This window comes from Denitrificimonas caeni, assembly GCF_027498055.1.
Classification (GTDB): domain Bacteria; phylum Pseudomonadota; class Gammaproteobacteria; order Pseudomonadales; family Pseudomonadaceae; genus Denitrificimonas.
In genome coordinates, this window is sequence record NZ_CP114976.1 from 1209047 (window position 1) to 1234337 (window position 25291).

At 48.9% G+C, this 25291-nt stretch carries 20 protein-coding genes and 1 pseudogene; 1 reads left to right on the forward strand and 20 read right to left on the reverse strand.

Annotated features, from left to right (window positions below; translation table 11 throughout):
- Positions 1-23 precede the first annotated feature (23 nt).
- From O6P33_RS05790 to O6P33_RS05810, 5 genes are all read right to left on the reverse strand, one after another.
- Entirely contained in the window at positions 24-2834 is a 2811-nt protein-coding gene (locus O6P33_RS05790) for an FAD-binding and (Fe-S)-binding domain-containing protein (protein ID WP_269819257.1), read from the reverse strand.
- Positions 2831-3496, reverse strand: coding sequence for a LutC/YkgG family protein (locus O6P33_RS05795; RefSeq protein ID WP_269819258.1), 666 nt, complete (start codon positions 3494-3496; stop codon positions 2831-2833). Before O6P33_RS05795 ends, O6P33_RS05790 begins: the two co-directional genes overlap by 4 nt.
- On the reverse strand, positions 3493-4941 hold the full coding sequence (locus tag O6P33_RS05800) for a LutB/LldF family L-lactate oxidation iron-sulfur protein (protein WP_269819259.1): 1449 nt from the start codon (positions 4939-4941) through the stop codon (positions 3493-3495). Before O6P33_RS05800 ends, O6P33_RS05795 begins: the two co-directional genes overlap by 4 nt.
- Positions 4938-5774, reverse strand: a complete 837-nt coding sequence (locus O6P33_RS05805) for a (Fe-S)-binding protein (RefSeq protein WP_269819260.1) — start codon at positions 5772-5774, stop codon at positions 4938-4940. Before O6P33_RS05805 ends, O6P33_RS05800 begins: the two co-directional genes overlap by 4 nt.
- 93 nt (positions 5775-5867) lie before the next feature.
- On the reverse strand, positions 5868-7559 hold the full coding sequence (locus tag O6P33_RS05810) for an L-lactate permease (protein ID WP_269819261.1): 1692 nt from the start codon (positions 7557-7559) through the stop codon (positions 5868-5870).
- A 303-nt stretch (positions 7560-7862) separates the two neighbouring features.
- Here O6P33_RS05810 and O6P33_RS05815 point away from each other — a divergent pair, with 303 nt between their 5' ends.
- Positions 7863-8630 carry an FCD domain-containing protein gene (locus O6P33_RS05815; RefSeq protein WP_269819262.1) on the forward strand — a complete coding sequence of 256 codons (768 nt, stop codon included), beginning with the start codon at positions 7863-7865 and terminating at the stop codon, positions 8628-8630.
- A gap of 52 nt (positions 8631-8682) precedes the next feature.
- Here O6P33_RS05815 and O6P33_RS05820 read toward each other — a convergent pair whose 3' ends face one another.
- The 15 genes and pseudogenes from O6P33_RS05820 to O6P33_RS05890 all read right to left on the reverse strand — a co-directional run.
- Positions 8683-9663 carry an amidohydrolase family protein gene (locus O6P33_RS05820; RefSeq protein WP_269819263.1) on the reverse strand — a complete coding sequence of 327 codons (981 nt, stop codon included), beginning with the start codon at positions 9661-9663 and terminating at the stop codon, positions 8683-8685.
- A gap of 140 nt (positions 9664-9803) precedes the next feature.
- Positions 9804-11018 (reverse strand): TsoY family (seleno)protein, encoded by a 1215-nt coding sequence (locus tag O6P33_RS05825; RefSeq protein WP_269819264.1) that lies wholly within the window; start codon positions 11016-11018, stop codon positions 9804-9806.
- Positions 11019-11187: 169 nt separating this feature from the next.
- Positions 11188-11841: a peroxiredoxin gene (locus tag O6P33_RS05830; RefSeq protein WP_269819265.1), complete on the reverse strand. Its 654-nt coding sequence runs from the start codon at positions 11839-11841 to the stop codon at positions 11188-11190.
- A 211-nt stretch (positions 11842-12052) separates the two neighbouring features.
- The gene (locus O6P33_RS05835; RefSeq protein ID WP_269819266.1) at positions 12053-12907 is read right to left on the reverse strand and encodes a universal stress protein; all 855 of its coding nucleotides are present in this window, start codon (positions 12905-12907) and stop codon (positions 12053-12055) included.
- Between the two features lie 10 nt (positions 12908-12917).
- Entirely contained in the window at positions 12918-14408 is a 1491-nt protein-coding gene (locus O6P33_RS05840) for a SulP family inorganic anion transporter (RefSeq protein WP_269819267.1), read from the reverse strand.
- A gap of 424 nt (positions 14409-14832) precedes the next feature.
- On the reverse strand, positions 14833-15003 hold the full coding sequence (locus tag O6P33_RS05845; RefSeq protein ID WP_269819268.1) for a hypothetical protein: 171 nt from the start codon (positions 15001-15003) through the stop codon (positions 14833-14835).
- A gap of 10 nt (positions 15004-15013) precedes the next feature.
- Positions 15014-16546 carry a M48 family metallopeptidase gene (locus O6P33_RS05850; protein WP_269819269.1) on the reverse strand — a complete coding sequence of 511 codons (1533 nt, stop codon included), beginning with the start codon at positions 16544-16546 and terminating at the stop codon, positions 15014-15016.
- The gene (locus tag O6P33_RS05855) at positions 16546-16902 is read right to left on the reverse strand and encodes a hypothetical protein (RefSeq protein WP_269819270.1); all 357 of its coding nucleotides are present in this window, start codon (positions 16900-16902) and stop codon (positions 16546-16548) included. The genes O6P33_RS05850 and O6P33_RS05855 overlap by 1 nt, the downstream gene beginning before the upstream one ends.
- The gene (locus tag O6P33_RS05860; RefSeq protein WP_269819271.1) at positions 16899-18200 is read right to left on the reverse strand and encodes a CHASE2 domain-containing protein; all 1302 of its coding nucleotides are present in this window, start codon (positions 18198-18200) and stop codon (positions 16899-16901) included. Before O6P33_RS05860 ends, O6P33_RS05855 begins: the two co-directional genes overlap by 4 nt.
- Before the next feature lie 473 nt (positions 18201-18673).
- Positions 18674-19321: a hypothetical protein gene (locus tag O6P33_RS05865; protein WP_269819272.1), complete on the reverse strand. Its 648-nt coding sequence runs from the start codon at positions 19319-19321 to the stop codon at positions 18674-18676.
- A 90-nt stretch (positions 19322-19411) separates the two neighbouring features.
- The gene (locus O6P33_RS05870) at positions 19412-22669 is read right to left on the reverse strand and encodes a type I restriction endonuclease subunit R (protein ID WP_269819273.1); all 3258 of its coding nucleotides are present in this window, start codon (positions 22667-22669) and stop codon (positions 19412-19414) included.
- 43 nt (positions 22670-22712) lie between these two features.
- Positions 22713-23714 (reverse strand): virulence RhuM family protein, encoded by a 1002-nt coding sequence (locus O6P33_RS05875; protein WP_269819274.1) that lies wholly within the window; start codon positions 23712-23714, stop codon positions 22713-22715.
- A 107-nt stretch (positions 23715-23821) separates the two neighbouring features.
- On the reverse strand, positions 23822-24118 hold the full coding sequence (locus O6P33_RS05880) for a HigA family addiction module antitoxin (protein ID WP_269819275.1): 297 nt from the start codon (positions 24116-24118) through the stop codon (positions 23822-23824).
- 22 nt (positions 24119-24140) lie between these two features.
- Complete coding sequence (locus O6P33_RS05885) at positions 24141-24713, reverse strand: nucleotidyltransferase domain-containing protein (protein ID WP_269819276.1); 573 nt, start codon at positions 24711-24713, stop codon at positions 24141-24143.
- 244 nt (positions 24714-24957) lie between these two features.
- Positions 24958-25242: pseudogene (locus O6P33_RS05890) on the reverse strand (DUF4172 domain-containing protein); the annotation flags it as partial.
- Positions 25243-25291 lie beyond the last annotated feature (49 nt).

The window sequence follows — 25291 nt, forward strand, 5'->3', positions numbered from 1 at the left end:
AAGCTTGCGAGCGCTATCTTATTTCAAGCTTTAGCGCTGCTGACTTTATCCACTAAGTACACCAAGTGCTGGTAGCTGAGGTTGCTATAACTGCTTAGGCCTATTTCGCAGGTGCGGCTGCTGGAGAAGCCAGCGCTGCAGCTGTCCACTTGCACCGCTAAGTCGCGCAGGGCGTGTTGGTTAAGCTCAGGTAACGTAAAACCTTTATCGCCGGCAAAGCCGCAGCAATGAATCCCTTCTGGCACGACAACTTCTGCAGCGCATTGTTTGGCAATCGCTAGAAAGTTATCCGCTTGATTAAGGTGCTGAGTGCTGCAGGTGATATGCACGGCGATTTTGCTTGGCAGTGGCTGAATATCTACCCGTGGCAGTACTTCTTCTTGTAGAAAACGTACCGAGTCGTAGATGTTTAACCGCGGGTCATTTAGGTCTTTGAGTAAGCGTAGGGTGCAAGGACTGGTATCGGAATAAATCGGATCCTGACCATTGCGGCTGGCGCGTAACAGCATCAAAGCCAGCTCATTGAGCTTATCTGTTGCTTGCTCTGGATAACCTTTAGAAGCAAAGGGTTGGCCGCAGCAGCTGCCGTCCATGCCTTCTGGGTAAACCACTTGGAAACCTGCTTTCTCCAGCAGCTGTTGGGTTTTCTCACGCAGCGGTGTTTGTTCGGCATCTAAATGAGCAGGACCCATCACTTGGGAAGCACAGGAGGTAAAATACACCACGCGCGGTTTGTCGACTGCTGCGCTTAACGTTTGGCTCGGCTCAGATAATTTGGCTGGCTGCGGTGTCGCTGGCAAATACACGGGTACTTGAGTAAAACGCTGGTGCAGCTTTGCTGACCAACGATACATGCGTGGTGCGCCCAGAACTTTACGTGCTAATTCTGCGCCAGTCAGTGCCCAGCGGGCAACGCGTGCGGCTTGGGCAAAGGAGCGGGTTAAGCGTCGAGCGGTTTGCGGATGTGCGGCTTGGGCTGCGCGCAACTCGCGCACTAAGTCGCCGGTATTAATCCCGACCGGACAGCGTTGCGCGCACAAGCCTGTGGCCGCGCAGGTATCAATGCCGTGATACTGATAGCGCTGTTCCAGCTCAGTGGTATCTATACCGTTGCGTTGTTTCTGTTGAATATCCCGCCAAGCGACAATGCGCTGCCGTGGCGATAAAGTTAGGCCGTGCGCTGGACAGACCGGCTCGCAGAAGCCGCACTCAATGCACTTATTAATCAGTGGATTGGCTTCTGGCATAGGTTTAAGATTTTTTAGATGAATCTCAGGGTCGTCAGAGAGCACCACATCCGGATTTAAAATCCCTTGCGGGTCGAGCAGGCGTTTAATTCGCCACATCAGTTGATAGGCAGCGCTGCCCCATTCCAGCTCAACAAAAGGCGCCATATTGCGCCCCGTGCCGTGTTCGGCTTTGAGTGAGCCGCCAAACTCGACTGCAACGAGTTGGCTGACTGCCTGCATAAAGGCGCTGTAGCGGGCGACTTCCTCTGGTTGATCAAAGCGCTGAGTAAAGACAAAGTGCAAATTCCCTTCCAGCGCATGGCCAAATAACACCGCTTCGTCATAGTGATATTCATCCAACAGTGCGAGCAGTCGATTAACCCCTGCGGCCAGATGCTCCAGCGGAAAAGTAACGTCTTCAATAATCACCGTGGTGCCGTTTTCACGCACCGCACCGACGGCAGGAAAAGTATCTTTACGCATCCGCCACAGCAATTCGTACACCGCAGGGTCTTGGCTGAACGCGATATGCTGTTCTTTAGGCAAATGCGCAATGGCATGATTGATCTGCTGCAGTTGTTGCTCCAGCAGTGGCTTGTCGGCCGCGCGGGACTCAATCAGTAGTGCGCAGGCTGTACTGCCGAGTTGTTCAATCCAATCGGGCATTCCAGCCATGTGCTGCACGCTGCGTAAACTGCGGCGGTCCAATAGTTCAACTGCAGACACCGCTTGTTGCTTCAAGACGACAACGGCTTGGCAGCAGGTTTCTACATCGGGAAATACCACTAAGGCAGTGGCTTTGTGCGGGTAGTCCGGCACGGTGTCGTAGGTGACTGAGCTGATAAAGCCCAGCGTGCCTTCGGAGCCGACCATTAGATGGGTGAGAATATCCAGCGGATCAGTGAAGTCAATTAAGGCATTCAGCGACAGGCCGGTGGTGTTTTTTAAGCGGTATTTGTGTTTGATCTTTGCTGCCAGTTCGCTGTTATTACGCGTTTCTTCGGCTAACTGACCGAGCTGCTGTAAAAGCTCGCGATGGCTGTTGCGAAACTGGCTGACACTGACTAAATCGGCGCTGTCAACGACGCTGCCATCGGCCAATAATAAGCGCATGGCCGATAAGGTATGGTAGCTGTTTTGCGCGGTGCCGCAGCACATGCCACTGGAGTTATTGGCCACAATGCCGCCAATTTTTGCCGCATTGATTGAGGCTGGATCGGGGCCGATTTTACGCTGTAAATGCGCTAAGGCTTGATTAGCATGGGCGCCTATGACGCCCGGCTGCAAACGAATACGCTGGCCGTTATCGAGAATCTCTTTGTGATTCCAGCAATCACCCAAAACGATTAACACCGAATCGCTGATGGCTTGCCCTGACAAGCTGGTGCCGGCGGCGCGAAAGGTCACCGCTACCTGCTGGGCGCAGGCCTGTTGCAGAATAAACGCCACCTCGGCTTCTGACTCAACGCGAACCACCAGCTTTGGCAGCAGGCGATAAAAACTTGCGTCCGTACCCATGGTCAGCATCGACAACGGATCAGAGAAACAACGCTCGCTCGGAATCTGTTGCTCGATGGCGCTTAGAAACGCGGCAGGTAAGCTCATGCATCCTCCACGATTAAAACGATCAAATCTTTCGGGCCGTGTGCGCCGTACGCCAGCACTTGTTCAATATCTGCCGTTTTCGACGGGCCAGAAATCAGCAGTAAATTACTTGGCATGGGTTTGGGCCAGTGTTGCTGCGCTTGATACAGGTTGTCGTAAATCTGACTGGCATTGAGTAAGGCGATATGCAGCGGCGGCACTAAACTCATTAAACGTGGTTCAGCAGAACTAGGCTGCACAATCAAAGTGCCAGTCGCAGCAATACCTGCCAGGGTGCCGGTAAAGCTGGCAGGAACATCATCAAACAACTCGCGCTTCCACTCTTCAATGGGGCGATCATAGGCCAACAATTGCACAGGGTTTGCCGTTGTTTGGCAGTGCGCGCTAAAGGCTTGGCCATGCACTGTATGGGGCGCAAGCAGCAGCGTGTTAATCTGCCGGGCAGCTAATATATCGGTGAGTAATTGCGGCCATTCGCGGCTGTTTGTCAGCAGCACTTCACTGTGTACAGCGCTCATCAAGGCTTTCAGGCGGGTGATGCGCTCTGCTGGTGTATAACGCCAAGGCTCATCCACTAAGGTTGCGTCGAAAGGATCGGCAATGGGCGTGGTGCCTTCGAGACTGCGGCGTAAGCGGGCTAAAATTGTATCGCGAGCACTCATGATTGCTTCTCCAAATGCGCTTTGGCTAACTCATGCAAGCTACGCGCAGCGGGTTTCGGGGCGCTATGGTGTTGGGTCCAGGGCCCAAGATTTTTCGGGGTTAAAGCGCGCAAACGCGTGGCCAGAAAAGTGCCGGTTTTATACAGCAAGGGCTGACTATTGAAATACTGCCAGCCTTTCCACAATAGGCGTTCTTTTGCAGAGTAACGGCTGCCTTGTCCATCCATCACCTGACCGGCTTGTTGCGGTGATTTAACGTTCTCTTCACGCAGGCGACGTAATAGCGCAGGGATCGGGATTTTCACCGGACACACCTCACCACAGGCACCGCAGAGTGATGAAGCCGATGGATGATCAGGAGTGTTTTCTAAACCCAATAAATGCGGTGAAATAATTTTACCAATAGGGCCCGGGTACACTGTGCCATAGGCCTGACCGCCAATGCGTGTATAAACCGGGCAGTGGTTCATGCAGGCGCCGCAGCGGATGCAATTGAGTGTTTGGCGCAGTTCACTGTCAGCAAAAGCTTGGCTGCGACCGTTGTCCAGCAAGACCAAATGCACTTCTTCAGGGCCGTCGAGTTCGCCCGGCTGGCGCGGAGCCGAGATCATATTCACATAGGTGGTGATGCCTTGACCGAGCGCCGAGCGGGTCAGTAACGACAATAACGGCACAGTGTCTTGTAAATTGGCGACGACTTTTTCAATACCGGTTACAGCAATGTGCACCGGCGGCACCGTGGTCGACATACGGCCGTTACCTTCGTTTTCCACCAACAACAAAGTGCCGGTTTCGGCGACCGCAAAGTTGACGCCGGAAATACCAATATCAGCATGAAAGAATTTCTCGCGCAAAATACCGCGAGCAGACTGAATCAAACTGTCAACATCATTGGTATAGGGCAGGGCTAAGCGGTGTTCGAATAAACGACCGACTTGCTCAGCATTTTTATGAATGGCCGGCATAATAATGTGCGTGGGTTTTTCATTGTCCAACTGAATAATGTACTCACCCATATCCGACTCAAGCGCCTCAATACCGTGCTCGGTGAGGTGCTCATTCATGGCCATTTCTTCACTGACCATGGATTTGCCTTTAATCACCTGCTTGGCATTGCGGGTTTGCGCGATCTTCAAAACAATGGCATTGGCTTCATCTGTGCTGCTGGCCCAATGCACCTGAATGCCTTGTTTGATTAAGTTGGCTTCCAATAATTCGAGTAGATCTGGCAGCTCGGATAAGGCGCGTGCGCGGACTTTATTACCCAGCTCGCGCAGGTTCTCGCGCTCATCTTCATCGGGCATCGAAATGATGCGTTTGCTGATCAGCGAGTCCATGGCGCTGCGCATATTGTGACGCAACTGTTGGTCTTTTAAAGACAAGCGTGCGTTGGCTTTAAGGTTGCGCGCGGTGACATCAACGGCGTGAATGCGTTGGCTGTTCATACGCTGGCCTCCTGTTTAGTCTGCGTGCGTTGCCATAGAAAACTGGCCAGATGCTGACCGAGCAAGGGTATGTTTTGTTTCTCAAAAGAACCATTGATATTCATTAAGCAACCGCAGTCGGCGCTGACCACTTGCTGTGCGCCGCTGGCCAGTAAAGACTGGGTTTTATCCGCCACCATCGCCCCAGAAATATCTGGCATCCGTACCGAGAAAGTACCGCCAAAGCCACAGCATTCGCTTTCGTGGTCATGTTCAACCCGCTCAACCTGAGCTAATTGGCTCAGCAGTGCGCGCGCATGCAGATGGGTGTTCATTTCGCGACGAGCTGAGCAGGAAGTGTGCAGCGCCACTTGCAAGGGTGCGCCTTGATCAATCAGTTGCACGTCGCAGACATGCAATAAAAACTCGGCCAGCTCATAGGTGCGCTCGGCGAGATGCTTAACCTTGGCTAGCATTTCCGGTTCGTCTTTGAATAAATCGGGATAGTGCTCACGAAACATTCCCGCGCAAGAGCCCGAGGTGACCACCACCGGCCAGTCGTTTGCAAAGAGTTTGAGCTGTGCACGCGCCACTTCGCGGGCTTGCTCGGTGTAACCGGAGGTGTAGGCGGGTTGTCCGCAGCAACTTTGTCCTTGCGGGAAGTCAACGCGAATGCCTTCACGCTCTAGCAAGTGAATCGCATCCATCCCAGCTTCAGGGAAAAATAAATCCACCACGCAGGTACCAAATAAATACACCTGAGTGGGCTTGCCGGTCGGGTAAGTGCGCGCGGGCTTGCGTGGCGGTGCAACCCGAGTCTCTTGCGGTGCGGCATTATAAAAAAGGTTACTCATCGAAAGCTCCGGCGCTGTTGCTGGTGACGTATTAGCGGGCACTGTTACAGGCTGTGTAAAGTGAAGGTTCCCGCTAGGCACCTGTTGATTTAATTAAGGCATAAGTGGATCGGTAATGCCCAGTACCTTTATGGCTATAAAAATAATCAGGCCGGTAAATAACGTGTAATACAACGTTGGCCAAATGGTCTTTCTTAGCGTGGTGCCTTCTTGTCCCAGCAAACCAACAGTGGCAGACGCAGCAACTACGTTGTGGATTGCAATCATATTGCCTGCTGCTGCGCCAATCGCTTGCCCAGCTAGAATTAGAGCACCAGAAATACCAAGATTTTCTGCGACGCCGAGCTGGAACTGGCTAAACATCATATTGCTGATAGTGTTGGAGCCAGCAATAAAGGCACCTAGGGCACCGATACTGGGCGCTAAGAGAGGATAAATGTCGCCAACGCTATCGGCGACATAACGCGCCATAGCAATTGGCATGCTGGGAATATCTGCAGCGTTAATCCCAGAGTTAATCAGGATGCGCACCATGGGTATGGTAAAGAGTAAGACAAAGCCAGCACCCAATAAAATTCGACTGGACTCGCTTAAGGCTGAGCGGAAATTCTGCCAAGGCATTTTGTGTAGAAAATAGGTGCTGCAAGCGACGAACACTAAAATACCACCGGGCAAGTATAACGGCATAAAATCTGCATTAATGCCGGCTTCACCTAAGATATTTGGAAACTTAAGGGTTACCGCTTTCAGTGCGTCAGCCACGGTTGAGGATACACGGCTGATCACCAGCAACACCCCAACTAAAACATAGGGTATCCAGGCTTTTAAGCTGCTCATGGGTTTGCTGGTGATGTTATCGAGCTTCATTTCAATAGAACCCAACCACTGGCTGGGCCATTCTTTGGCGGGGGCAAAATCCCATGTGGTTTTAGGGGTAAGAAAATTAAAGCGTGCGGCGGTGGTAACAATGGCTAAGCCGATTAGGCCACCGAGCATAGATGGAAACTCAGGCCCTAATAAAATACCGGTTGCAGCGTAGGGGATGGTAAATGCCAGACCGGCAAATAAGGCGAATGGCAGTATGGCAAAGCCTGCTTTCCAGCTTTTTTCTTGACCAAAAAACCGGGTCAACATGAGCACCATAATGAGGGGCATGACGGTACCAACGATGGCATGAATAATGGCCACTTGGCTGGTGATCAACTGGATAAAAGCGGGCCAGTCAGAGCCATTGGCTAAGAGTTGCGCGCTGACAGCATCACTATCGAGGCCACCGGTAATACCAATTATTATTGGTGTGCCAACCGCACCAAAAGAGACTGGTGTACTTTGCACTAACATGCCGAGCATCAACGCTGCCATGGCAGGGAAACCAATCGCCACCAGTAGCGGGGCAGCAATCGCAGCCGTAGTACCAAAACCTGATGCGCCCTCAATAAAACTGCCAAATAACCATGCAATAATAATCGCTTGTACGCGACGGTCAGGGCTGATAGTAATAAAACCAGCACGGATCGATTGAATCGCACCAGAGTGTTTGAGGGTATTGAGCAGTAAAATTGCACCAAAAATAATCCACAGCACACCAGCAGTAATCACTAGGCCCTGCAGGCTTGAAGCTAAAATTCGATTAAGGCTCATCTCCCAGAAATACAGAGCAATAGAGACTGTAAATAAAAACACCAAAGGCATTGCTCGTCGAGCAGGCCAACGCAAACCAATCAGTAAGATAGCGGCGAGTAAAATCGGCGAGAAAGCTAACAGTGCAAGTAGGCTAGATGACATGGTTCAACCCCACTAACTGCAGCTGAACTATGCGGCTAACGCGATAAGAGTGGGGAGGAGTTGAATTGGGCATCATATTAAGCTCTTTGTTGTTATTCTGAATAAATTGGTAAGACCAGTTTACAGTCTGTTTTTTGTAAGTTAAATACGCGGAGCAGTAACTGTCAAATATCTTGTCTAATACTTTAGTTGCCAAGGTGTTGTTGAAGTCGTTCTTAAGGTGAGTTGTGCGCTGTTGAACAAGGACTGCTGTGTTAACCTAAGCGCCCTTTATCGCTGTTTTCATAAGGTAAAAAGAGAATCATGAGCTTTGCACATATACAGCAGCGCCGTTTGTCGGACGACATTGTTGAACGACTGGAAACGATGATTTTAGAAGGGGTTTTGCAAGCCGGTGAGCGTCTGCCAGCGGAGCGAAAGTTAGCTGAGCAGTTTGGCGTCTCACGTCCGTCGCTGCGCGAAGCAATTCAAAAACTTGTGGCGAAAGGGTTGTTGATCAGTCGTCAAGGCGGTGGCAACTACGTCTGTAAGGAAGTGGGTGCAACTTTCAGTGATCCGCTGCTGGCTTTGTTGGCTGAAAAGCCCGACGCACAGAAAGACTTGCTGGAGTTTCGGCATACCCTCGAAGGTGCTTGTGCGTACTATGCGGCGTTGCGTGCCACTCCGTCGGATCATGAACGCTTAGCTGCTGCACTTGCCCAGCTCGAAGCCTGCTATGAAAACTCAGCAGAAGGCTGTCGTGTGGAAGAAGGGTTGGCCGATGCACGTTTTCATTTAGCCATCGCTGAAGCCAGCCACAATGTGGTGCTATTGCATACGATTCGGGGATTGTTTGATTTGTTGCGCGGTAATGTCACCACCAATATTGGTGGCATGTACCCGCAGCGTAGCGAAACCCGTACGATGTTGCTTGAGCAGCATCGAGCTCTGTACCAAGCCGTCAAAGCAGGTGAAGCTGAGCAAGCACGGAGTTTGTCCAATACGCACATTGAGTATGTTTGTGAGGTGTTAGCCGAAGTGGATGAGGAGCAACTCAGGGTGCAACGCTCCGAGCGCCGCAAGCACGTTTAGTTGCGGCGAAAAATAACTCGTTAGCTAAGGCTTTGCGTGGTGATGCAAAAGCTTATTTGTTTCGCTGCTTTGGGATTAATGCCAGAAAATTATCTACAGCGATGGCTTGTGCGACATCTGCAGGCAAAGCATCCAGCACTGGGTCAAAACTTTGGATGATGTTGCCTAGATTATTAAAGCGCCCAACCACATCACTGCCGAGCACAAAGCGTGTTGGGTAAGCCTCAAACAGTGCGAGCCATTCAGGGTTTGGTTGGCTCTTTGCGTCGAGCAAATACGGCTCCAGTAAAGTCCAGGACAAATCAATATAAAGGTTATCGTGCTCGTTCAGTAAGCGCTGCACCAGCGGCAGTAAAAAATCCAATTCGTCTTGGTGACGGTGCAACTCCATACTGGTGCCGGCATGGGCCCAGATAAAACGCACATCGGTATTCTTGCTTAGAGCTTCTTCCAGTTCTTCTAAATAGAGCGGGTTACGTTCGCGCTTGGAGGTGATATTGCTGTGCAGTAAGACCGGTAAATCATACTCAGCAGCGACGCGATAGACTTTCAGCATGGCTTCGTTATTGGCCCGTGGCGTGCTGCCTTGCATCAGCGCAGTGACATCGTCATGGCGGGTAAACACCTCGCCAATGCCTTGCCAAAAACCTGGGTGCATGTCTAAAGTACGGCGGATGTGCGCCGCTGCGTTTTTGTCGCTGCTATTAAAACCAGATAAGAAAGGCAAGAAGCGTTGTTGCTGTTCGGGTTTTAGTTTCTGGATGGCTTCACGTAAATAGAAATCAGTGGCGCTATACCAGTACAGATCAGCATCATCGCCCGCATAATAGCGTGGTTTTTTCGGCTCATCTTCGTGCCATTTCTTCGCCACAGGAATGCCCATAATGGCGGCGTGGCTGATTTTGCCTTGATCCATGGCGCTTAATAAAGCTGACATGCCTGCGGACTCTTGAAAAAAGTCCACATAGTGCAGGTGGCCATCCACATAGCTGCGCGCGTGCGCCAATGGTTGAGCCAGCAGCAAGGCAGTCATAATTAAAACTCTAAACACATAAACCTCTTCATCATCTCACTACAAGTCTGACGTGCAGATGGGTTAAGAGTTCGTTTGCCAAGCTAGAATAAGCAAATGCAGCGCCCAATATTCAGAGCGCTGCAGCTGCAGGCTAAAGGTTACTGCATGGAAGCAATAACCACAGGTTTGTAACGCAGTAAGCGGGCGCTTAAGCGCAACAGAGCAGTCAGGGTGTAAAACTGCACTGTGGCCAGGATGCCAATGGCTAGCCAATATACCGGACTAAAAGCGCTGACGATGCCGCTTTCAACCCAGACTAAGTGCCACCAAAACATGCCCATGACAAACACGGCAACGCCGGGGCAAATCAAACCAAAGCTAATCGGGCTGCGTTGATCACCTTTAAAGTGCGCGGCCAAATAACCGTTGAGCTGCATAATGCGGTAGCCTAGTAACATAATCCCTAGTTGCAGCATAAAGATGCCGGTGAGCATCACAAAGATCTTGCTCGGCACTATGGGCGTGGCAAAGTGTAGATCCAGACCGTGCTGTAAGCGCACCCACTCAATACCCAATAACGTCATAATGGGTACTAGCATCCACACGCTGGGTGTTGCTTGCGGTTGTAAACCGTGCTGCATCATCGCTTGCAGACCCGAGATCAGCACCAGCAAACCTGTGACTAAAGCCACCATTAAAAACAGAATCGACAAGGTGCTGGCTAAAACTGACAAGGCTTGGGTGTTGGACATGGCCGCTGGCGCAGCAAACCCCACCGAGAGCATGGCAAAGGTAAACACTGCAATCAGCGGGGAAAGGTGGTTGTGCTCGTCGCTGCGGTAACCACCGCTGACTAAAATGCGACTGATATAACGGCCATAAATCCGTAGCGCCCACACGCCAATGCCAGCAAAGGCTAATAGCGCTAGCGGAAATAAGTACTCCACCACAGACCAAAGGCCAGGCACCAGCAATGCACCTAGGGCAAAGCAGACGTTGACTGTCATGGCTAGGGTCAGTGGTTGAGTCATCAGCTGGACTTCATTGGGGGAGTCGAGCCAGCTCGCCGCATAGCTGTCACTTTTGCGTGCAGCGCTTTGTTCGCGCAGGTTCCAAACCACCAAAGTGAAGTGCAGTAAGGCCAGCAGCACCATTAAAGTTGTGGCTGCAAAGGCCAGTGGCTGCACTCCGGTTGGTAGAGCGCTAGAGCCCTGTAGAGCTGCGCTCAGATGCTCCCAAGTTGGCATCGGAAAACCAGTATGGGGAATCATCCACATCAGGTACATAAAGAAAGAGATGGACAGGCCACCGGCACCCAGTGCAGCAAGCCAATAACTGGGGTGCCAAGGTTGTTGTGGGTCGCGTTTTAGCATGAGGAATCTCCTTATCGCTCTGTGAGTACAGAGCTAGCTAAGCCAAGAGTTGCTGATGGGCAGCTTGCGCTGCTTGGTATTTTCCTTCACGTGCATAGCAAAAAGCTCCACCACCGTTGCCGATGCTGGAGCTTTGCGTTACTGATAACTACGCTTTAGAGCAACTGATTTATAGTTGCTTGGTGCAGTAGTAGAAGTCAACACACTCATACTCACCTGATTTGACGCGAGCATCTGCTTCAGCGGCAGTGGCTGCAGGTGGAACGATGACACGGTCACCTGGTTTCCAGCCCTCAGGGGTAGCAACCTTGTGCTCGTCACTGGTTTGCAGTGCATCCAATAAGCGGATGAACTCTTCAATCAGGCGACCATTACTCATTGGGTAGTAAACCATGGCGCGTAAAATGCCATTGGGGTCAATGATAAAGGTCGCACGCACTGCTGAAGTATCTGCAGCACCAGGGTGGATCATGCCATAGGCACGAGCAACATCCATTTTTAGGTCAGCAATGATTGGGAAAGGAATGGTTACGCCAAACTTCTCTTCAATATTGCGCATCCAAGCAATGTGCGAGTGGGTGCTATCGATAGACAAACCTAATAGCTCACAGTTACGCTTGGTGAATTCTGGCTCTGCTTTAGCAAAAGCAACAAATTCAGTGGTGCACACTGGGGTAAAGTCAGCTGGGTGTGAAAACAACACCAACCATTTACCTTTATAATCATCTAAGCACTTGTCACCGTCGGTAGTTGGCGCATTGAACTCTGGTGCGCGCTCGTTTAGACGTGGTAAACCATATACAGCAGTATCAGTCGTTTGCATGGTGTCTCTCCTGGGTTGTTTGTTTAACTTGTGACTAATATAGCATGTGAGAATATATAATAAAATATTATATATTAATTGGTTTGATGGTTTTTTGCTATCAGGCAGGGGCTGTGCCAGAAGGCGATAGAGCGGGGGGAGGGGTGGTGCTGCACCGGTTTAATGGCGACAGGTGCAGCAGGATTATGACTGTTTGGCTATCTAGGGGCTGTTACTTAACAACTAAGACCGGCAGATTGCTGTTTTCCAGCATTTTTAAAGTGTTACTGCCAACAAAGAACTGGCGTAAGCGTGTTCCAGCGAATGCGCCCATTACCGACATACCGATGGCATGCGTCTGCTGGTAATTTAACAACTGTTTGAAAATATCGCCTTCGAGGAAGGTTGCGGTAACCGAGAAGCCCTTGCTGCTTAAGCGTTGTTCGGCATCGGCCAGTTTTTCTTGCAGATCGTCCTGTTTGTTTTTTATCGCCACCAAGTGGCAATCTAAGCCTTGCAGTAAAGAGCTGTCTAAGATGAGTTGCAGAGCGCGCTCACTGGTGGCGCGTCCATCGTAAGCCAGCATAAAGCTGCTGGGTGTAACAAAATCATGCGGGGTAATCAGCACTGAGGTGTTGATACGACGTAATAGGTTTTCCACATGAGTGCCTAATACGTTGGCTTTCTTCCCTGTGCTACTGCCCGAGTGGCCAATAATGACTAAGCGTGCATCGTTTTCGAGTGCCAGTAAAGTATCCACAAACTCACCATGGCGCTGCATGGTTTCTATGTGCTCACAGCCGGACTCTTGTGCTTTTTGTTCGGCGCTAGCAAGCAGCTCTTTGCCCAGCTGTAAGGCAACTTTGGCGCGTAGCTGATCCAGAGTGGCTATTTCTGTGAGTAATTTGCTGCGTGAGCCCAAACCAATGGCACCAGAAAAATCACGACTGTCGGGGATCGCAACTTGCTTTTCAATGCTGTGCAAAAACAGCAGCGGACTCTTCAGCTGTTTAGCTGCCCAAATAGCGGCGTCTTCAACGCTGGTTGACCAGGTTGACTCATCAATACAGGCTAAAATCTTTTGCATGGTGCCATCCTCAATTGTCGCTCAGTAATTTTTCTAAAGCTTTAGGGTCATTATGCACAGCATATTTATCAATCACAGTTTTGCTGGCGTCATTCATCCCAATTACTTCTACCTCAGCACCTTGGCGCTGGTATTTAATCACCACGCTATCGAGCGCCGACACCGCAGTAATATCCCAGAAGTGGGCGCGGGTTAGGTCGATAACGACTTTTTCTGCAGCAATGGTGAAATCAAACGACTCCAGAAACTTCTCTGCTGAAGTAAAGAATACTTGACCGATAACTTGGTATTGCAGAGGTGCGTTAGCATTTTCCTGCGCTTGTTTAATCACCATCAGGCGCGCCACTTTATTGGCAAAGAAGAGGGTGGCTAGCAACACGCCAGCCAATACGCCCAACGCCAGATTATGGGTCGCCAAGACCACGGCAACAGTAGTAATCATGACAATGTTGGTGGAGAGCGGGTGTTTTTTCAGATCCCTGACTGAACTCCAAGAGAAGGTGCCGATGGAGACCATCACCATCACTGCAACCAGCGCGGCCATGGGGATTTGTTTAATCCAATCGCTTAAAAAGACCACCATAATCAGTAAGAAGAAACCGGCACAGAAGGTCGATAAACGCCCGCGGCCACCGGATTTAATGTTGATCACTGATTGACCAATCATCGCGCAACCGGCCATACCACCGAGCAAGCCTGCACCAATATTGGCAATGCCTTGGCCCTTACACTCGCGGTCACGGTCGCTTTTGGTGTCGGTTAACTCATCAATAATAGTGGCCGTCATTAATGACTCCAGCAGGCCAACAATAGCCAGCGCTACCGAGTAGGGCAGGATGATTTTTAAGGTTTCTAAGTTGAGCGGCACTTCGGGCCATAAGAAAATCGGAAGGGTATCTGGCAGGTCACCCATGTCGCCAACGGTACGAATATCCAAGCCTAAGTACATGGCAACAGCGGTCAAGACCACAATACAGACCAGCGGCGAGGGCAGGCTTTTACCGATTTTAGGCAGTAAGGGAAACAGGTAAATAATACCCAGACCAGCGGCGGTCATTGCATACACATGCCAAGTGACATTGGTCAGCTCAGGCAGTTGTGCCATAAAAATCAGAATGGCTAAAGCGTTGACAAAACCGGTGACCACCGACTTGGAAACAAAGCGCATCAGCGCGCCGAGTTTTAAATAACCGGCGGCAATTTGCAGTACGCCAGTTAATAAGGTCGCAGCCAGTAAGTACTCTAAGCCGTGCTGTTTCACTAGGGTGATCATTAACAGTGCCATGGCACCGGTGGCTGCAGAAATCATGCCGGGGCGGCCACCGACAAAGGCAATAATCACCGCAATACAGAAAGATGCATACAAGCCCACTTTGGGGTCGACGCCAGCAATAATCGAGAAAGCAATGGCTTCAGGAATGAGGGCAAGAGCGACCACCAGTCCCGAGAGCAGGTCACCACGTATATTGAAAAACCATTCGTTTTGCATATTTTTAAACATAAATTATCCATGCCGCTGATTGCAGATTGCCGTCAGGCTGAAGTAGCGCTGCAGCGAATCAGTCGAGAAATCAGTGTAGTTAAGTGGCTAAAGCTTAGCGTGGGCAAATACCTGCAGCTAATCCGGCGTTACGCGCACACTTAATAAGGCCTATTGTAAAAAACAGGCCTGATGTGTTTTGTCGCTGCTGTATAAAAGCAGGCGTAAGTCTATCAGCTTAAAGGCTGGATTCAATTTTTGTTGGGTGGCGGCGGGGTGGGCTGAGGCACATGATGTTATGCGCTCTGTTTTTAGCCGAAAGCTTGATGGGTGCTGCTCAGTAGCGGTAAAACCAGCTTAGAAAACTGCTCGGCCTGTTTTGGGGCACTGAGCAGTTGCAGCGTTTGCTTCCGGTGGGTGCCGCTGCGATCTAAAACCGCATCATTCACGGCTTTGGTAAATTGCCGAGCATGGTTTGTTCTGGGGTGTTATTCGCCAGCTGCTGCATCACTAAAGTGTTTTCGCTAGCGTTGTCGCGCCGCTCCTTAGGTAACACGCCCGCTACCCGGTCAATGGTGCTTATTGATAAAGCACCATTGACCGGGATTGTGTGCAAACCTGCAGTTCTATAAGAATGACTTCATCATGTTTTTGTAAGAAAAATCAGCGCCTTGTTTGTCTTTTTCTTCATCGCCAACATTGCAGCTGATGCCTTCTCCGACATACTTAGCCACGCATTCCGCCTGCAGTGCTAGCACTTGGGACTTCATGTCTGACTTGGAAAGCAAAGTCATCACTTCGTTATAGTAGTCTGCAGGGCGACCGTAGGCGTCAAATGCATTGGCTAACCCTTGTGCAGCGGGCAGCGGCACTTTATCGGCTTTGGCACTGGCAAGCTTGGTCTTTTCAACTTGTAAAAACAAAGAAGGGTACTGACCTTTCAAACCAGCATTTAAGCCATTTTGCATGGTGTTATTTTTACGTTGAGCATCGCCCAGCTCGTATAGGGTTTGATTCACAAAGTTTTGATCTTGCGCATGCACTTTAGCCTTAGCGATCAGTTTCTCTGCTGAACGGTAATTGCCCTGAGCAATTGCTTCCCGTGCTGCTAGTGTGTCTTGCAAGGCTTGCCACATAGTTTTCGTAGAGTTGTTCTGAGCTACTGCATTCCAGCGCCGCGTCTCAAGTGCTGGGGAGCTTATATCGCCATAATGCTTATCTGCATATTCAAGTAGGGCATCATAACGAGTCTCGGCAGAGTCATGGCTTTTATTTAAACTGTCCACCATCGCGCCGAACCGAGTCGCTCCTTGCGCGAAATAGCTATTGAGTGTTTGGCCTAAGGCTGACTTGTCATCAGTGAGCTTAAAAGACCCAAGCATGTTTTCCAGAACAGCGTCACGCTGCTGTTGAATGTGACTGTTTTTTTCGTCCCACTGGGCCACTTTATCGAGCAAAACAAACATGCCATCGGGGTTGTAGCCGGCCTTAATCATAATATCCAGGCCCAGCTTATCTGCTTCCGACTCTTGCACCCGAGTCCAGCCTGGATTAATAAAACCATCTGTAATTAACACCGACGCCATGGTTTTTTTGATGTTTTTCATATCATTGGAACGTACCACTCCAGTGTCACTTTTCCGGAAGTTGGCAACCATTGACGTTGCAGCAAGCCCTTTTTTCTGCACCTTTACAAAAATATCTGAGCTTGAGTGGCCACGGATCGTGTGTGATAACTCATGGGCTAATAAGGCAGCAAGTTCATCGCTACTTTTCAGGTCTATGATGACTGCATAAGGAATATAAATATTGCCGTCGGCACTGGCTCTTGCACCGAATGCCGTATCAGCAAATAAATAAACACGACCGGGAGCAGACTCAAACCCCGAAGCCTTTTTTAGCTTTGTGAGCTGCTCATTGGCATAGTTTTCTAAGGCAGAATGCTTGATTAAGCCTAGGCCAGAGCTCTGATTGCGTTTGCGGTCAATGTCAGCGCCCACCGCCAGCATGGACTTCTTGTGCTGTTTATCTATTTGCGCGATAACAGGTTCATTGCTGTTGAGCTGAACAGGTACCACAGACTTCATCATGGTTGTGGCGTTATCTAGGCAACCGCCAATCAGTAGAAACGAGCCTAGTATTAAAGATCTTCTTAACATTAGCATTCTCCATCTCCTAGGCCACGGCTTGATCCGGTTTTATTCCCTTGCAACTCATTAGAACATTTGCTTTTCATTTCATAGACGTAATTACTGCGTACCGCACGTTTTCTTACTGCGCGTTTTTCACCGTCAAGCTCAATAACAAAAAAACCACTGTTTAGTGCTTCAAGCACAGGTACAGGCATGCTAATTGTTGCGCTATCGATCCTTTTAATGTGCTCGGTGCCCGTGCTGTTATAAATATCAACCTGTGGTTTTCTAAACTCAAGAATTTGAGCGGAGGATTCTGCATTTGCAATTTGAATCTGCATACCCATCACCATGGATATAATTACCGTTGCGTACTTTTTCATTGCGACTTCCCTCGTATAAGTACTTTTAAAGAGCTACATGCTTTCTTTAGCAAATTAATACTACGTTCAACAAAATCGAGCTTGCCAATCAATACCCCAAGACCCAGTAGTTGCACAAAACCAATCCAATTCGCCACAGCAAGGTCCAGTACCGCATATTGATACCAGCAAATAATGAATACATAGATAATTACAAACGCCCAAAACTTTAGACTCGGCATTAACTTGGCGCCGCTATCAGCCAAGAAGGACAATATTTTATTGTTCGTTGGTGGCAGGCTGGAAAGGTCAATCACTGCTTGTTTACCGCGCCATAAAAAAGCAATGGATAAAGGCACTAGAAACAGTATTTGCAGCAGCCATAAGGGCAGGTGAGTCAAGAATAATGCCGTAATATTGGCAATGTTTGACTTATAGCCATTACCCCAGGTTAAAAGGTTATCAATCGCCATGGCATGGTAGTAAACACCGGGTAAAATATTACGCGTGGGTGAGAAGATGAAATCCTGTACCCCTGTTACGTTTGCCCCGTAGATAATTACATGGCCTTGCAGATGGTTGGATAAATCTTCCTGCGTCTCATCAGAGCTGTCTTTAGGGTTAATTAAATCCCTAACAAAAACAGTGGTTGTGTAAGGAATGTCTGTAGCAACCGTTGAGTAGCCGTTTTTAAGGCTGTTTAAAACGCTACTGTCGGATTTTGCTTGAGTTTCCATCCAAGCTAAATTTTTATGGTTTTTTGCTGTGCCCCAAAATATATCCATATCACCCCTAGGGCTTTCAACCAGAGGCATTTGCAATAAGTCTTCGGCAATCAGAAAGGCGCCAGAAGCTAAGCCTTGATAGGCTTGGGGGTAGCTTCTAGAGACAAAATCAGCAGGGTCTAAATTAACGTGGGCGGAAACAGGCTGAATAAGCCCTTTAAGCTCAGGCCAAAAACTCTCGAACCATTGGTTTGAGGGCGCAGCCATATAGACTGGAATGCCTGCATCTTTATAGTCATTGAGTGTGCGCAGCAAGTCTTCTACGCCTGGCTTATCTTGATTCATCCAGTAAAAGTCAATGAATACTGCCGAGGGTTGGTGATCTAACAGATCGCCTAAGACATCCGCGTGAAACTTATAGGTTGCCGGCCATTGTCCATTCAGCGCACCGTCAACCACATCGTCATTGAGTAGCAGTACCGCGACTTTATCTTGGCTGGTCTCTGGGTAAACCCATGTGCCAAAATGCGTATTGAATAAGTCTTGTAAATACTTATCAATATTACCGCTGATATTAAAAAATGAAGAGGTCAATAAACTCCACAGCAGTAGAGTAAACAGTAGGAATCTGCCTAAATAATCAAAGAAACTTCGTGTTTGATATGCGATATGGTTCACATTCTCATCCCTGAGTTTAAAAACTACTGAATAAATACCAGCATATTGTGCTATGTGCAGATTGTAACCTACAAAGCGCTCAGCAGCACCCTATATATCTACATATATCTACGACCTTTTATAGGATTTTAACTCGGTTACACCAGTTGTTTATTGTGTTAGGCGTAAATGAGTTTGTTGGGGATGTGGTCGTGCGCTTTGTCAGGTTGATTAGGCGCATAACTCAGGTTTCCTGCTGAGCTGTGTTACAGTATTCAATCAAATTCCTATGGGTTCCCGGGAGTTCAGTACTGCCCTTAACGAAACTGTTGTATTGCAGCGATGAATAGTTAGGTCTTATGCGGCCAAGCATAAGACCTAACTCTGATGCCTGTTAAAGACCACAATAATTATTTGCCTACACCATACAAAACCGCTACTCGCGCTTGCTCTTGCTCAGGCAAAACGCACGTTGCGATATGCAAGCGTGCCTCTTGATGCAGTTGTTCAAAAATCAATGTATCCACAGCATCATACTGTTGCAGACTCAAGCCTGCTCCGTCAGTAAAAATCCCAAAGACAGCGCGCGGGCGTTGAGATATTAAGTGATCCAGTTGATAAGTGGTGTCGCTGCTGGCAAAGGTTTTAAACAAAAAGCGCTGACTGGGTTCGCTCTGTAAAATAGTTTGCAAGTCGGCGATATCCGTTGCGTTTACACCGGGCACGGTCAGAGCTTGGGTCAGTACGCTGATGGCATTTTCAGCCCAGTGCATAAAATCAAAGGTATCGAGCGGCTCGACACAGCGTACTTGATAGCAGTTCTCTGCAAGCTCGCGCTGGCAGCTGGCACGGTCAAAGAGCAGCGTGATAAGTGGCGGCTCAGTATGAGCTTGTGATGATAGGTAGTCTTTCGGCGCGTCAATTAAGAATTCAATGACAACATATCTAGGGCTGGCATGCAGTGTGTGATTTTTATCCAAGTGGCTGATGCTGTATGCCGTGCTTTTTATAAAGTTTTTAATCACCAAGCCCGCTTCAAGATGTTCGTTATTTGTCATTGTTATTGCACCTATAAAATACTGTGATACAGCCTTGGCAGGTACGCTGCGCTGAGGTTTGCTGTTGTTTCTCTGCGCTTAGTAAAAGCATCAATTGCCACTACTCAGCATCGCAAATATCAGCTTAGAAAATTGCTCAGCCTTTCTTGGATCGCTGAGCAACTGCATCATTTGATTCTGATGGGCATCGCTGCTGCCCAAAATCGCATCATCCACGGCTTTAGGAAAGTCGCCGAGCATGGCTTGCTCTGGGGTGTTATTCGCCAGTTGGTGCATGACTAGGGTGTTTTCGCGCACCTTGTCGCGCACGGTGTAGGCGTAGTTCACCATATCCGCCTCGGTCAGCTCATCAGTGATAAACAGCTCGTTGAGCTTGGCGACAATTTCCGATAAAAGCTCTTCTTTTTTATCTTTAGCTTTAGCCGTGCCCAGTGCATCGCCGGGTTCTAAGTCATAGCCTTCGGCGTCTTCTTTAAGCTTAATATCCTGCTGGCGGATTTTAGAGAGGCGATAATGACTGAGCACCACATTACTTAGATCAACCTCTTCTTCGTCACTCTCTACTTCACGCAGCATCGGACGCAGATTGCGCGCGTACAGGCTGAGTTTTTCTAGATCTTTGTCGTTATAATCCACGATTTGCGACATAAACTCGTAAAAGCGCACAAAGGTACCCAGATCCTTTTTAAAGATTTCCAGCGCATCTTTTTCCTGTTTGCAGTCTTTTAGGCTGTTTTCCGCGTTAGCAATGAGCACGGCGTCTTTAGTGCGCTTGGTCCGCTCAAACATATCGCGCGCTTGCTTGTAAGCCGCCACCGCAGACTTATAACGATGGGTCCAACGCTCAACCGCAGGCTTGCAGATATTACCGATGGCGGCGTTACTTTTACTCTTTACAAAGAACGCCTGGCAGAACTGCTCAACTTCATGCCACTGGAAAATACCCGCTGCACGGAGCTTGTCGTGCAGATCAAAGATCAAATCAGGGTCAGACACATCGGCCAATTCAGCGGTTTGATAATAGGGCTGGAAGGCATCGAGAATATCTTGCGGCTCATTAAAGAAATCCAGCACAAAAGTGCCGGTTTCAGCTTTGCTGGGATAGGTACGGTTCAAGCGCGACAGGGTTTGCACACATTCCACGCCTCCGAGCTTTTTATCCACATACATGGCACAGAGTTTCGGCTGGTCAAAACCGGTCTGAAACTTATTGGCGACAATCATCACTTGGTAATCATCGCTATCAAAGGCTTTGCGCATATCGCGGCCTTTAAGACCCGAGTTCATATTGGCTTCGGTAAACTTTTCACCAATCAATGCCACAGAATTTGGATCTTTTTCGGTGAACTCCACTTCGCCGGAGAAGGCCACCATCGCGGCAATGTCTTGATAGCCTTTCTCGGATTGCTTGGACATCAAGTATTTATCCAAAGACAACTTATAGCGCACCGCTTCTTTACGGGAACTGGTGACGATCATCGCCTTGGCTTGACCGCCCAATAAGCCCATGACGTTATCTTTAAAGTGTTCAACAATGACCTGTACTTTCTGGCTGATGTTGTAGTCGTGCAGGCGCACCCACTGGTTGAGTTTGACCTTGGCTTTTTTGCTCTCAACTTCTTCGTCTTTGTCGGCAATTTTCATCGCCAAGTTATAGGCCACTTTATAGTTGGTGTAGTTTTTCAACACATCCAAAATAAAGCCTTCTTCAATGGCCTGACGCATGCTGTACACGTGGTACGCCTGTGGCTTATTGGTTTTTGATGCAGGTAAAGTTGGATCAGGTAAGCGGCCAAACAGCTCTAAAGTTTTAGTTTTTGGCGTAGCGGTAAAGGCTAGATAACTTAAGTTCGGCGAAGCGCGGCGTGAGGCTACGGCGGCATCGAGAATATCCTCACTGCTCAGCTCGTCATCGTCACCTTTGCTATCAATGCTCAGCACTTCTTTAAGCTGGCGTGCGGTGCTGCCGGTTTGTGAGCTATGCGCTTCGTCGGCGATCACCACATAGTTGCGCTCTTTCAGGCTGACGCTGTTCTCAATGGCGCGTAGCACATAGGGGAAGGTCTGAATGGTGACAATAATAATCGGCTGCGAGCCTTCCAGCGCGGCGGCCAGCTTCTCAGATTTTGAGCCATCACCTTCGCTACGATTAATCCGCCCGACCACGCCTTCGGTGGAGGTGAACTGCGAGATGGTTTCTTGCAGCTGATCATCCAGCACGGTGCGGTCGGTGACGACGATTATGGAGTCAAACAGCTTATGTCCTGCAGCGGTATGCAGCGCCGATAACTGATGTGCCGACCAAGCAATCGAGTTGGATTTACCAGAGCCGGCACTGTGCTGAATCAAATACTTATGGCCTGGGCCTTCAGTGCGCGCGGCATTAACCAACTGACTGACCACATCCCACTGGTGATAACGCGGGAAGATTAGGGTTTCTTTTTTGTATTTACGGCCTTCCCAGTCTTCTTTTTCTTCGATTTCTAAATGGACAAAGCGCGCAAGAATATTGAGCAAATTATCCGGCAGCAGCACCTCGTTCCATAAGTAATCGGTGGCGTACTGGTTGATATCTGCAGGCACATCATTGCCCGCACCGCCATCGGCTGTACCTTTATTAAACGGCAAAAAGTAGGTGTCGTTTCCTTCCAGCCGCGTGGCCATATACACCTCGTACTGGCTCACGGCAAAGTGCACCAACGCACCACGCTTAAAGGTCAGTAAGGGTTCTGGCTTTTTAGTTTCAGGATCGATAGCCAGACGGGTGGTTTTGTATTGGGTAATGGCGTTTTGCACCGCCTGTTTGAACTCAGACTTAAGCTCCAGTGTGACCACAGGCAAACCATTAACAAACAGGACTAAATCAATGCGCCACTGCTTCGCTTTACTGCCAGTTTCCAGCGCATGGGCATCGCTAGCCCAAGGTGAATAGACCAACTCAGGAACAATGCGCAGACGGTTTTGGCTGTAACGCGCCAAAGTGTCGGGATTGAGGTCATGCTCTGGCTTAAACTGGCACAGACTAAAACGCGTACCCCGGTCGCGCAGTTCATTGCGTAATACACCCAAGGTGCCAAAGGTGCGTAGCTCTTTGTTGGCAGCATTGGGGTCGGCTTTATTGAGCTGCGAGGCGACGCGCTCTAAAAACTTAGCTTCAGGATTATTGGGGTACAGCTTACAAAACTTCTGCCATTGCTCGTCCTGAGTGTCTTGAACAAAACCCAAGACATCCTCTTCATACAAGGCCAACTCGCGGTTGTAGCCTGCCGGCGTACCGAGCTGCCAACCGTTGGCGAGCATTTGACGAATCATATCGTTCTGAAAGGTCAGTTCGCTTGCTTTGCTCATCCCCGAATTCCTTTTATTGATCTATCGATCATCCAGTCTCAAATTACTTTTTAGGTAAACGCTTAATTGCTTGCTCTAAATCTCTATCGACTTGGCTCGGAGTTGCATCAATTACTCGCTGAAACGCATCAAACTCCAAGGCCGCTTTCTGCTTAGCCTGTAACGCTGAAATACGACCTGTATGATTCAGTAACTCATAATCACTCAGGCGTAAAAAGTCATCAAGCTTAGCACTCCAGTCAGCCATTTTCATTAAACGGCCACGTTCAGCTTGTAGCTCGGCAAACTCCAAATAGGATGTCACTAGGCGATTAAGTTGCGATAACTCTTTTTCAGATAAGTAGTTTTTAGCGACTTCCATATCAGCCTTGCGTGGCTCACCACCCGCAAAATGAGTTAAACCTGCATTTGGCTTTTGCCCGTCGGCACGCAAATGAATCAACTCCGCAGCAGTATGACCATGGGTTGCCCAGTGCATTTTATTTTGCACCTGCGCAAAGAAGTGTTGACTGGTTTCTGCTTTGCCATCGTAATCAATGCTGGTGGCATAAATGTCACAAATTTTGCGCCAAAAAACTTTTTCAGAAGAGCGAATATCACGGATACGCGCCAGCAACTGTTCAAAATAGACACTGTTGTCAGGGTTTTTTAGGCGTTCATCATCCATAACGAAGCCTTTTCTTAAATACTCTTGCAGCGTGGCGGTAGCCCATTGTCGAAACTGTACGCCTTGCTTAGAGCGCACTCTATAACCCACAGCTAATATCAGTGGCAAACTGTAATACATTACATTGTAGGGCTTTCCGTCAGCAGCAGTTGTTCGGTAAAACCGAACAACTGAATCTTCATCGCACTCACCTTCTTTAAATACATTAGATATATGCTCACTAATGGTAGCCTTAGCCTTACCGTATAAGGTGCAAATCTCAGCCTGAGAAAGCCACAGGGTATCACCAACAAAACGGCACTCTAGGCGTAAGCCCTGATCCTCCGTTTGATAAAGTAAAATCTGACCTTTCTCTGGTTCTTGATTGTTTAAACTCACAGCGCTGACTCCTTGTTTAATAACACCTTTTAAGCTAAACGGCTTAAGGTTTGGCCAATGGTGTCTGGCTTGCCAAATAAAGCCATCATTACGCAATATCCTTATCTTTATGCCATTTGAAAGTTGTATGGAGAGACATTCAGTTCATCTTGATGCTGCCTCATTTGCCAAAGGTCATAGGCGTTTTGCAGACGCAACCAATGATCTGCAGAGGGTTTGCCAAACACCAGTTCTAAACGCACAGCCATTTCAGGCGTGATAGCACCGCGTGCGTTCAGAACTTTAGACAGTGTTTTACGACTGATATTTAAATGGTTGGCCGCATCAGTAATGGTCAGGCCCAAGGCATCAATAATGAGTTCTTTCAGGATCTCACCAGAGTGTGCTGGATTAAACATAGTCATTATTTGCTGCCTCCTTCACAAGCTAGCTCCTCAACAAGTCGAGTGTTTCTTGCTCCATCACTGTAGTCAAAAAACTCTGCCCTTGTGCCAATCGTTCTGCAAATTCTTCAGGTGTATAAATCGTGGGGTTTACCGTGCGCTGTAATTGCAGCTCGGCGGTCTCTAGCAATTGCATAGCTTCGCTATAACTTAAATTGTCGCCAACCAGCATCACATCCACATCACTGCCAGCGTGCTCGTTACCTTTAGCAATAGAGCCATAGACAAAGGCCTGTTCCAGTTGCGGCAAGATTGGTGCGAGTGCTGTTTTTAATACTGCTGCCACACCAAAGGTTTTTTTAACGATAGCAACCAGCTCATGCATGATCGGTGATGCGTGATTGGCTTGGTAATGATTTTGATTGCCTTGCTTGTGCATCACCAGCAAGCCAGCGTCCGTTAGCTTGCTTAACTCACGACTAATGGCACCACGGCCCATATCTGCAAGGCGCACCAACTCGTTTAGATAAAAGCTTTGCTCTGGCTGACCAAATAGCACAGCCAAAACCTTTTGCTGTGCTTTAGTAAAGAGTGCATCACCGATTGCTGTGTTCATGAGATAAGCACTAACCTTAAAAGACCCAATATGGGTACTATAAGACCCAATTTAGGTCTTGTCGAGCAGAGTGCGCTGTCAGCTGGTCTTTATGCTGTGTTTTAGGTGTGGTGAAGCTTACCGCTAAAGCCTTTCGAACTAGCACTGTAAACGTTGCCGAGCACGTCCTGTGTGTCAACCTGAGCATGAGTTAACTGCTTTTGAATACACGGCGCTCACCTTAACGCTTCATGTGTTTTATTTATCACATTATGGTTTTGTGCGGTAGTGAATAACGTGTACTGCGCCCGCCCGCTGCTGATTTGACTAAGCAGCCTAAATCCACCAAAGCGCTGAGGTGACGCGATGAACGCACAGAAAAAACGTTAAGCTGCTCGCCCTTAATCGTGCTTGAATGCACAAGGTTCGCCAGCAAGGTGTCCAACATGCTGTGTTTTTGTTGAACCGATTGGCTGGTTGCTTTACCCAGCAACACGCCTTGGTTGAGGCGCGTTGTTCTTAACAGGGGCTCGATGACGCGATTATCCCAAGTAAAATTGGGTCATTGCTCGTGCTGCCAAATCCACATAATGTATTCC

Excerpts from the sequence above, each read along its gene's own strand:
- O6P33_RS05855 (WP_269819270.1), bottom strand. The coding sequence starts at position 16,902 with ATGAAAAAGTACGCAACGGTAATTATATCCATGGTGATGGGTATGCAG.
- O6P33_RS05835 (WP_269819266.1), bottom strand. The coding sequence starts at position 12,907 with ATGCAAAAGATTTTAGCCTGTATTGATGAGTCAACCTGGTCAACCAGC.
- O6P33_RS05800 (WP_269819259.1), bottom strand. The coding sequence starts at position 4,941 with ATGAACAGCCAACGCATTCACGCCGTTGATGTCACCGCGCGCAACCTT.
- O6P33_RS05840 (WP_269819267.1), bottom strand. The coding sequence starts at position 14,408 with ATGTTTAAAAATATGCAAAACGAATGGTTTTTCAATATACGTGGTGAC.
- O6P33_RS05865 (WP_269819272.1), bottom strand. The coding sequence starts at position 19,321 with ATGACAAATAACGAACATCTTGAAGCGGGCTTGGTGATTAAAAACTTT.
- O6P33_RS05850 (WP_269819269.1), bottom strand. The coding sequence starts at position 16,546 with ATGTTAAGAAGATCTTTAATACTAGGCTCGTTTCTACTGATTGGCGGT.
- O6P33_RS05830 (WP_269819265.1), bottom strand. The coding sequence starts at position 11,841 with ATGCAAACGACTGATACTGCTGTATATGGTTTACCACGTCTAAACGAG.
- O6P33_RS05805 (WP_269819260.1), bottom strand. The coding sequence starts at position 5,774 with ATGAGTAACCTTTTTTATAATGCCGCACCGCAAGAGACTCGGGTTGCA.
- O6P33_RS05885 (WP_269819276.1), bottom strand. The coding sequence starts at position 24,713 with ATGAACACAGCAATCGGTGATGCACTCTTTACTAAAGCACAGCAAAAG.
- O6P33_RS05810 (WP_269819261.1), bottom strand. The coding sequence starts at position 7,559 with ATGTCATCTAGCCTACTTGCACTGTTAGCTTTCTCGCCGATTTTACTC.
- O6P33_RS05815 (WP_269819262.1), top strand. The coding sequence starts at position 7,863 with ATGAGCTTTGCACATATACAGCAGCGCCGTTTGTCGGACGACATTGTT.
- O6P33_RS05870 (WP_269819273.1), bottom strand. The coding sequence starts at position 22,669 with ATGAGCAAAGCAAGCGAACTGACCTTTCAGAACGATATGATTCGTCAA.
- O6P33_RS05790 (WP_269819257.1), bottom strand. The coding sequence starts at position 2,834 with ATGAGCTTACCTGCCGCGTTTCTAAGCGCCATCGAGCAACAGATTCCG.
- O6P33_RS05820 (WP_269819263.1), bottom strand. The coding sequence starts at position 9,663 with ATGACTGCCTTGCTGCTGGCTCAACCATTGGCGCACGCGCGCAGCTAT.
- O6P33_RS05825 (WP_269819264.1), bottom strand. The coding sequence starts at position 11,018 with ATGCTAAAACGCGACCCACAACAACCTTGGCACCCCAGTTATTGGCTT.
- O6P33_RS05795 (WP_269819258.1), bottom strand. The coding sequence starts at position 3,496 with ATGAGTGCTCGCGATACAATTTTAGCCCGCTTACGCCGCAGTCTCGAA.
- O6P33_RS05880 (WP_269819275.1), bottom strand. The coding sequence starts at position 24,118 with ATGACTATGTTTAATCCAGCACACTCTGGTGAGATCCTGAAAGAACTC.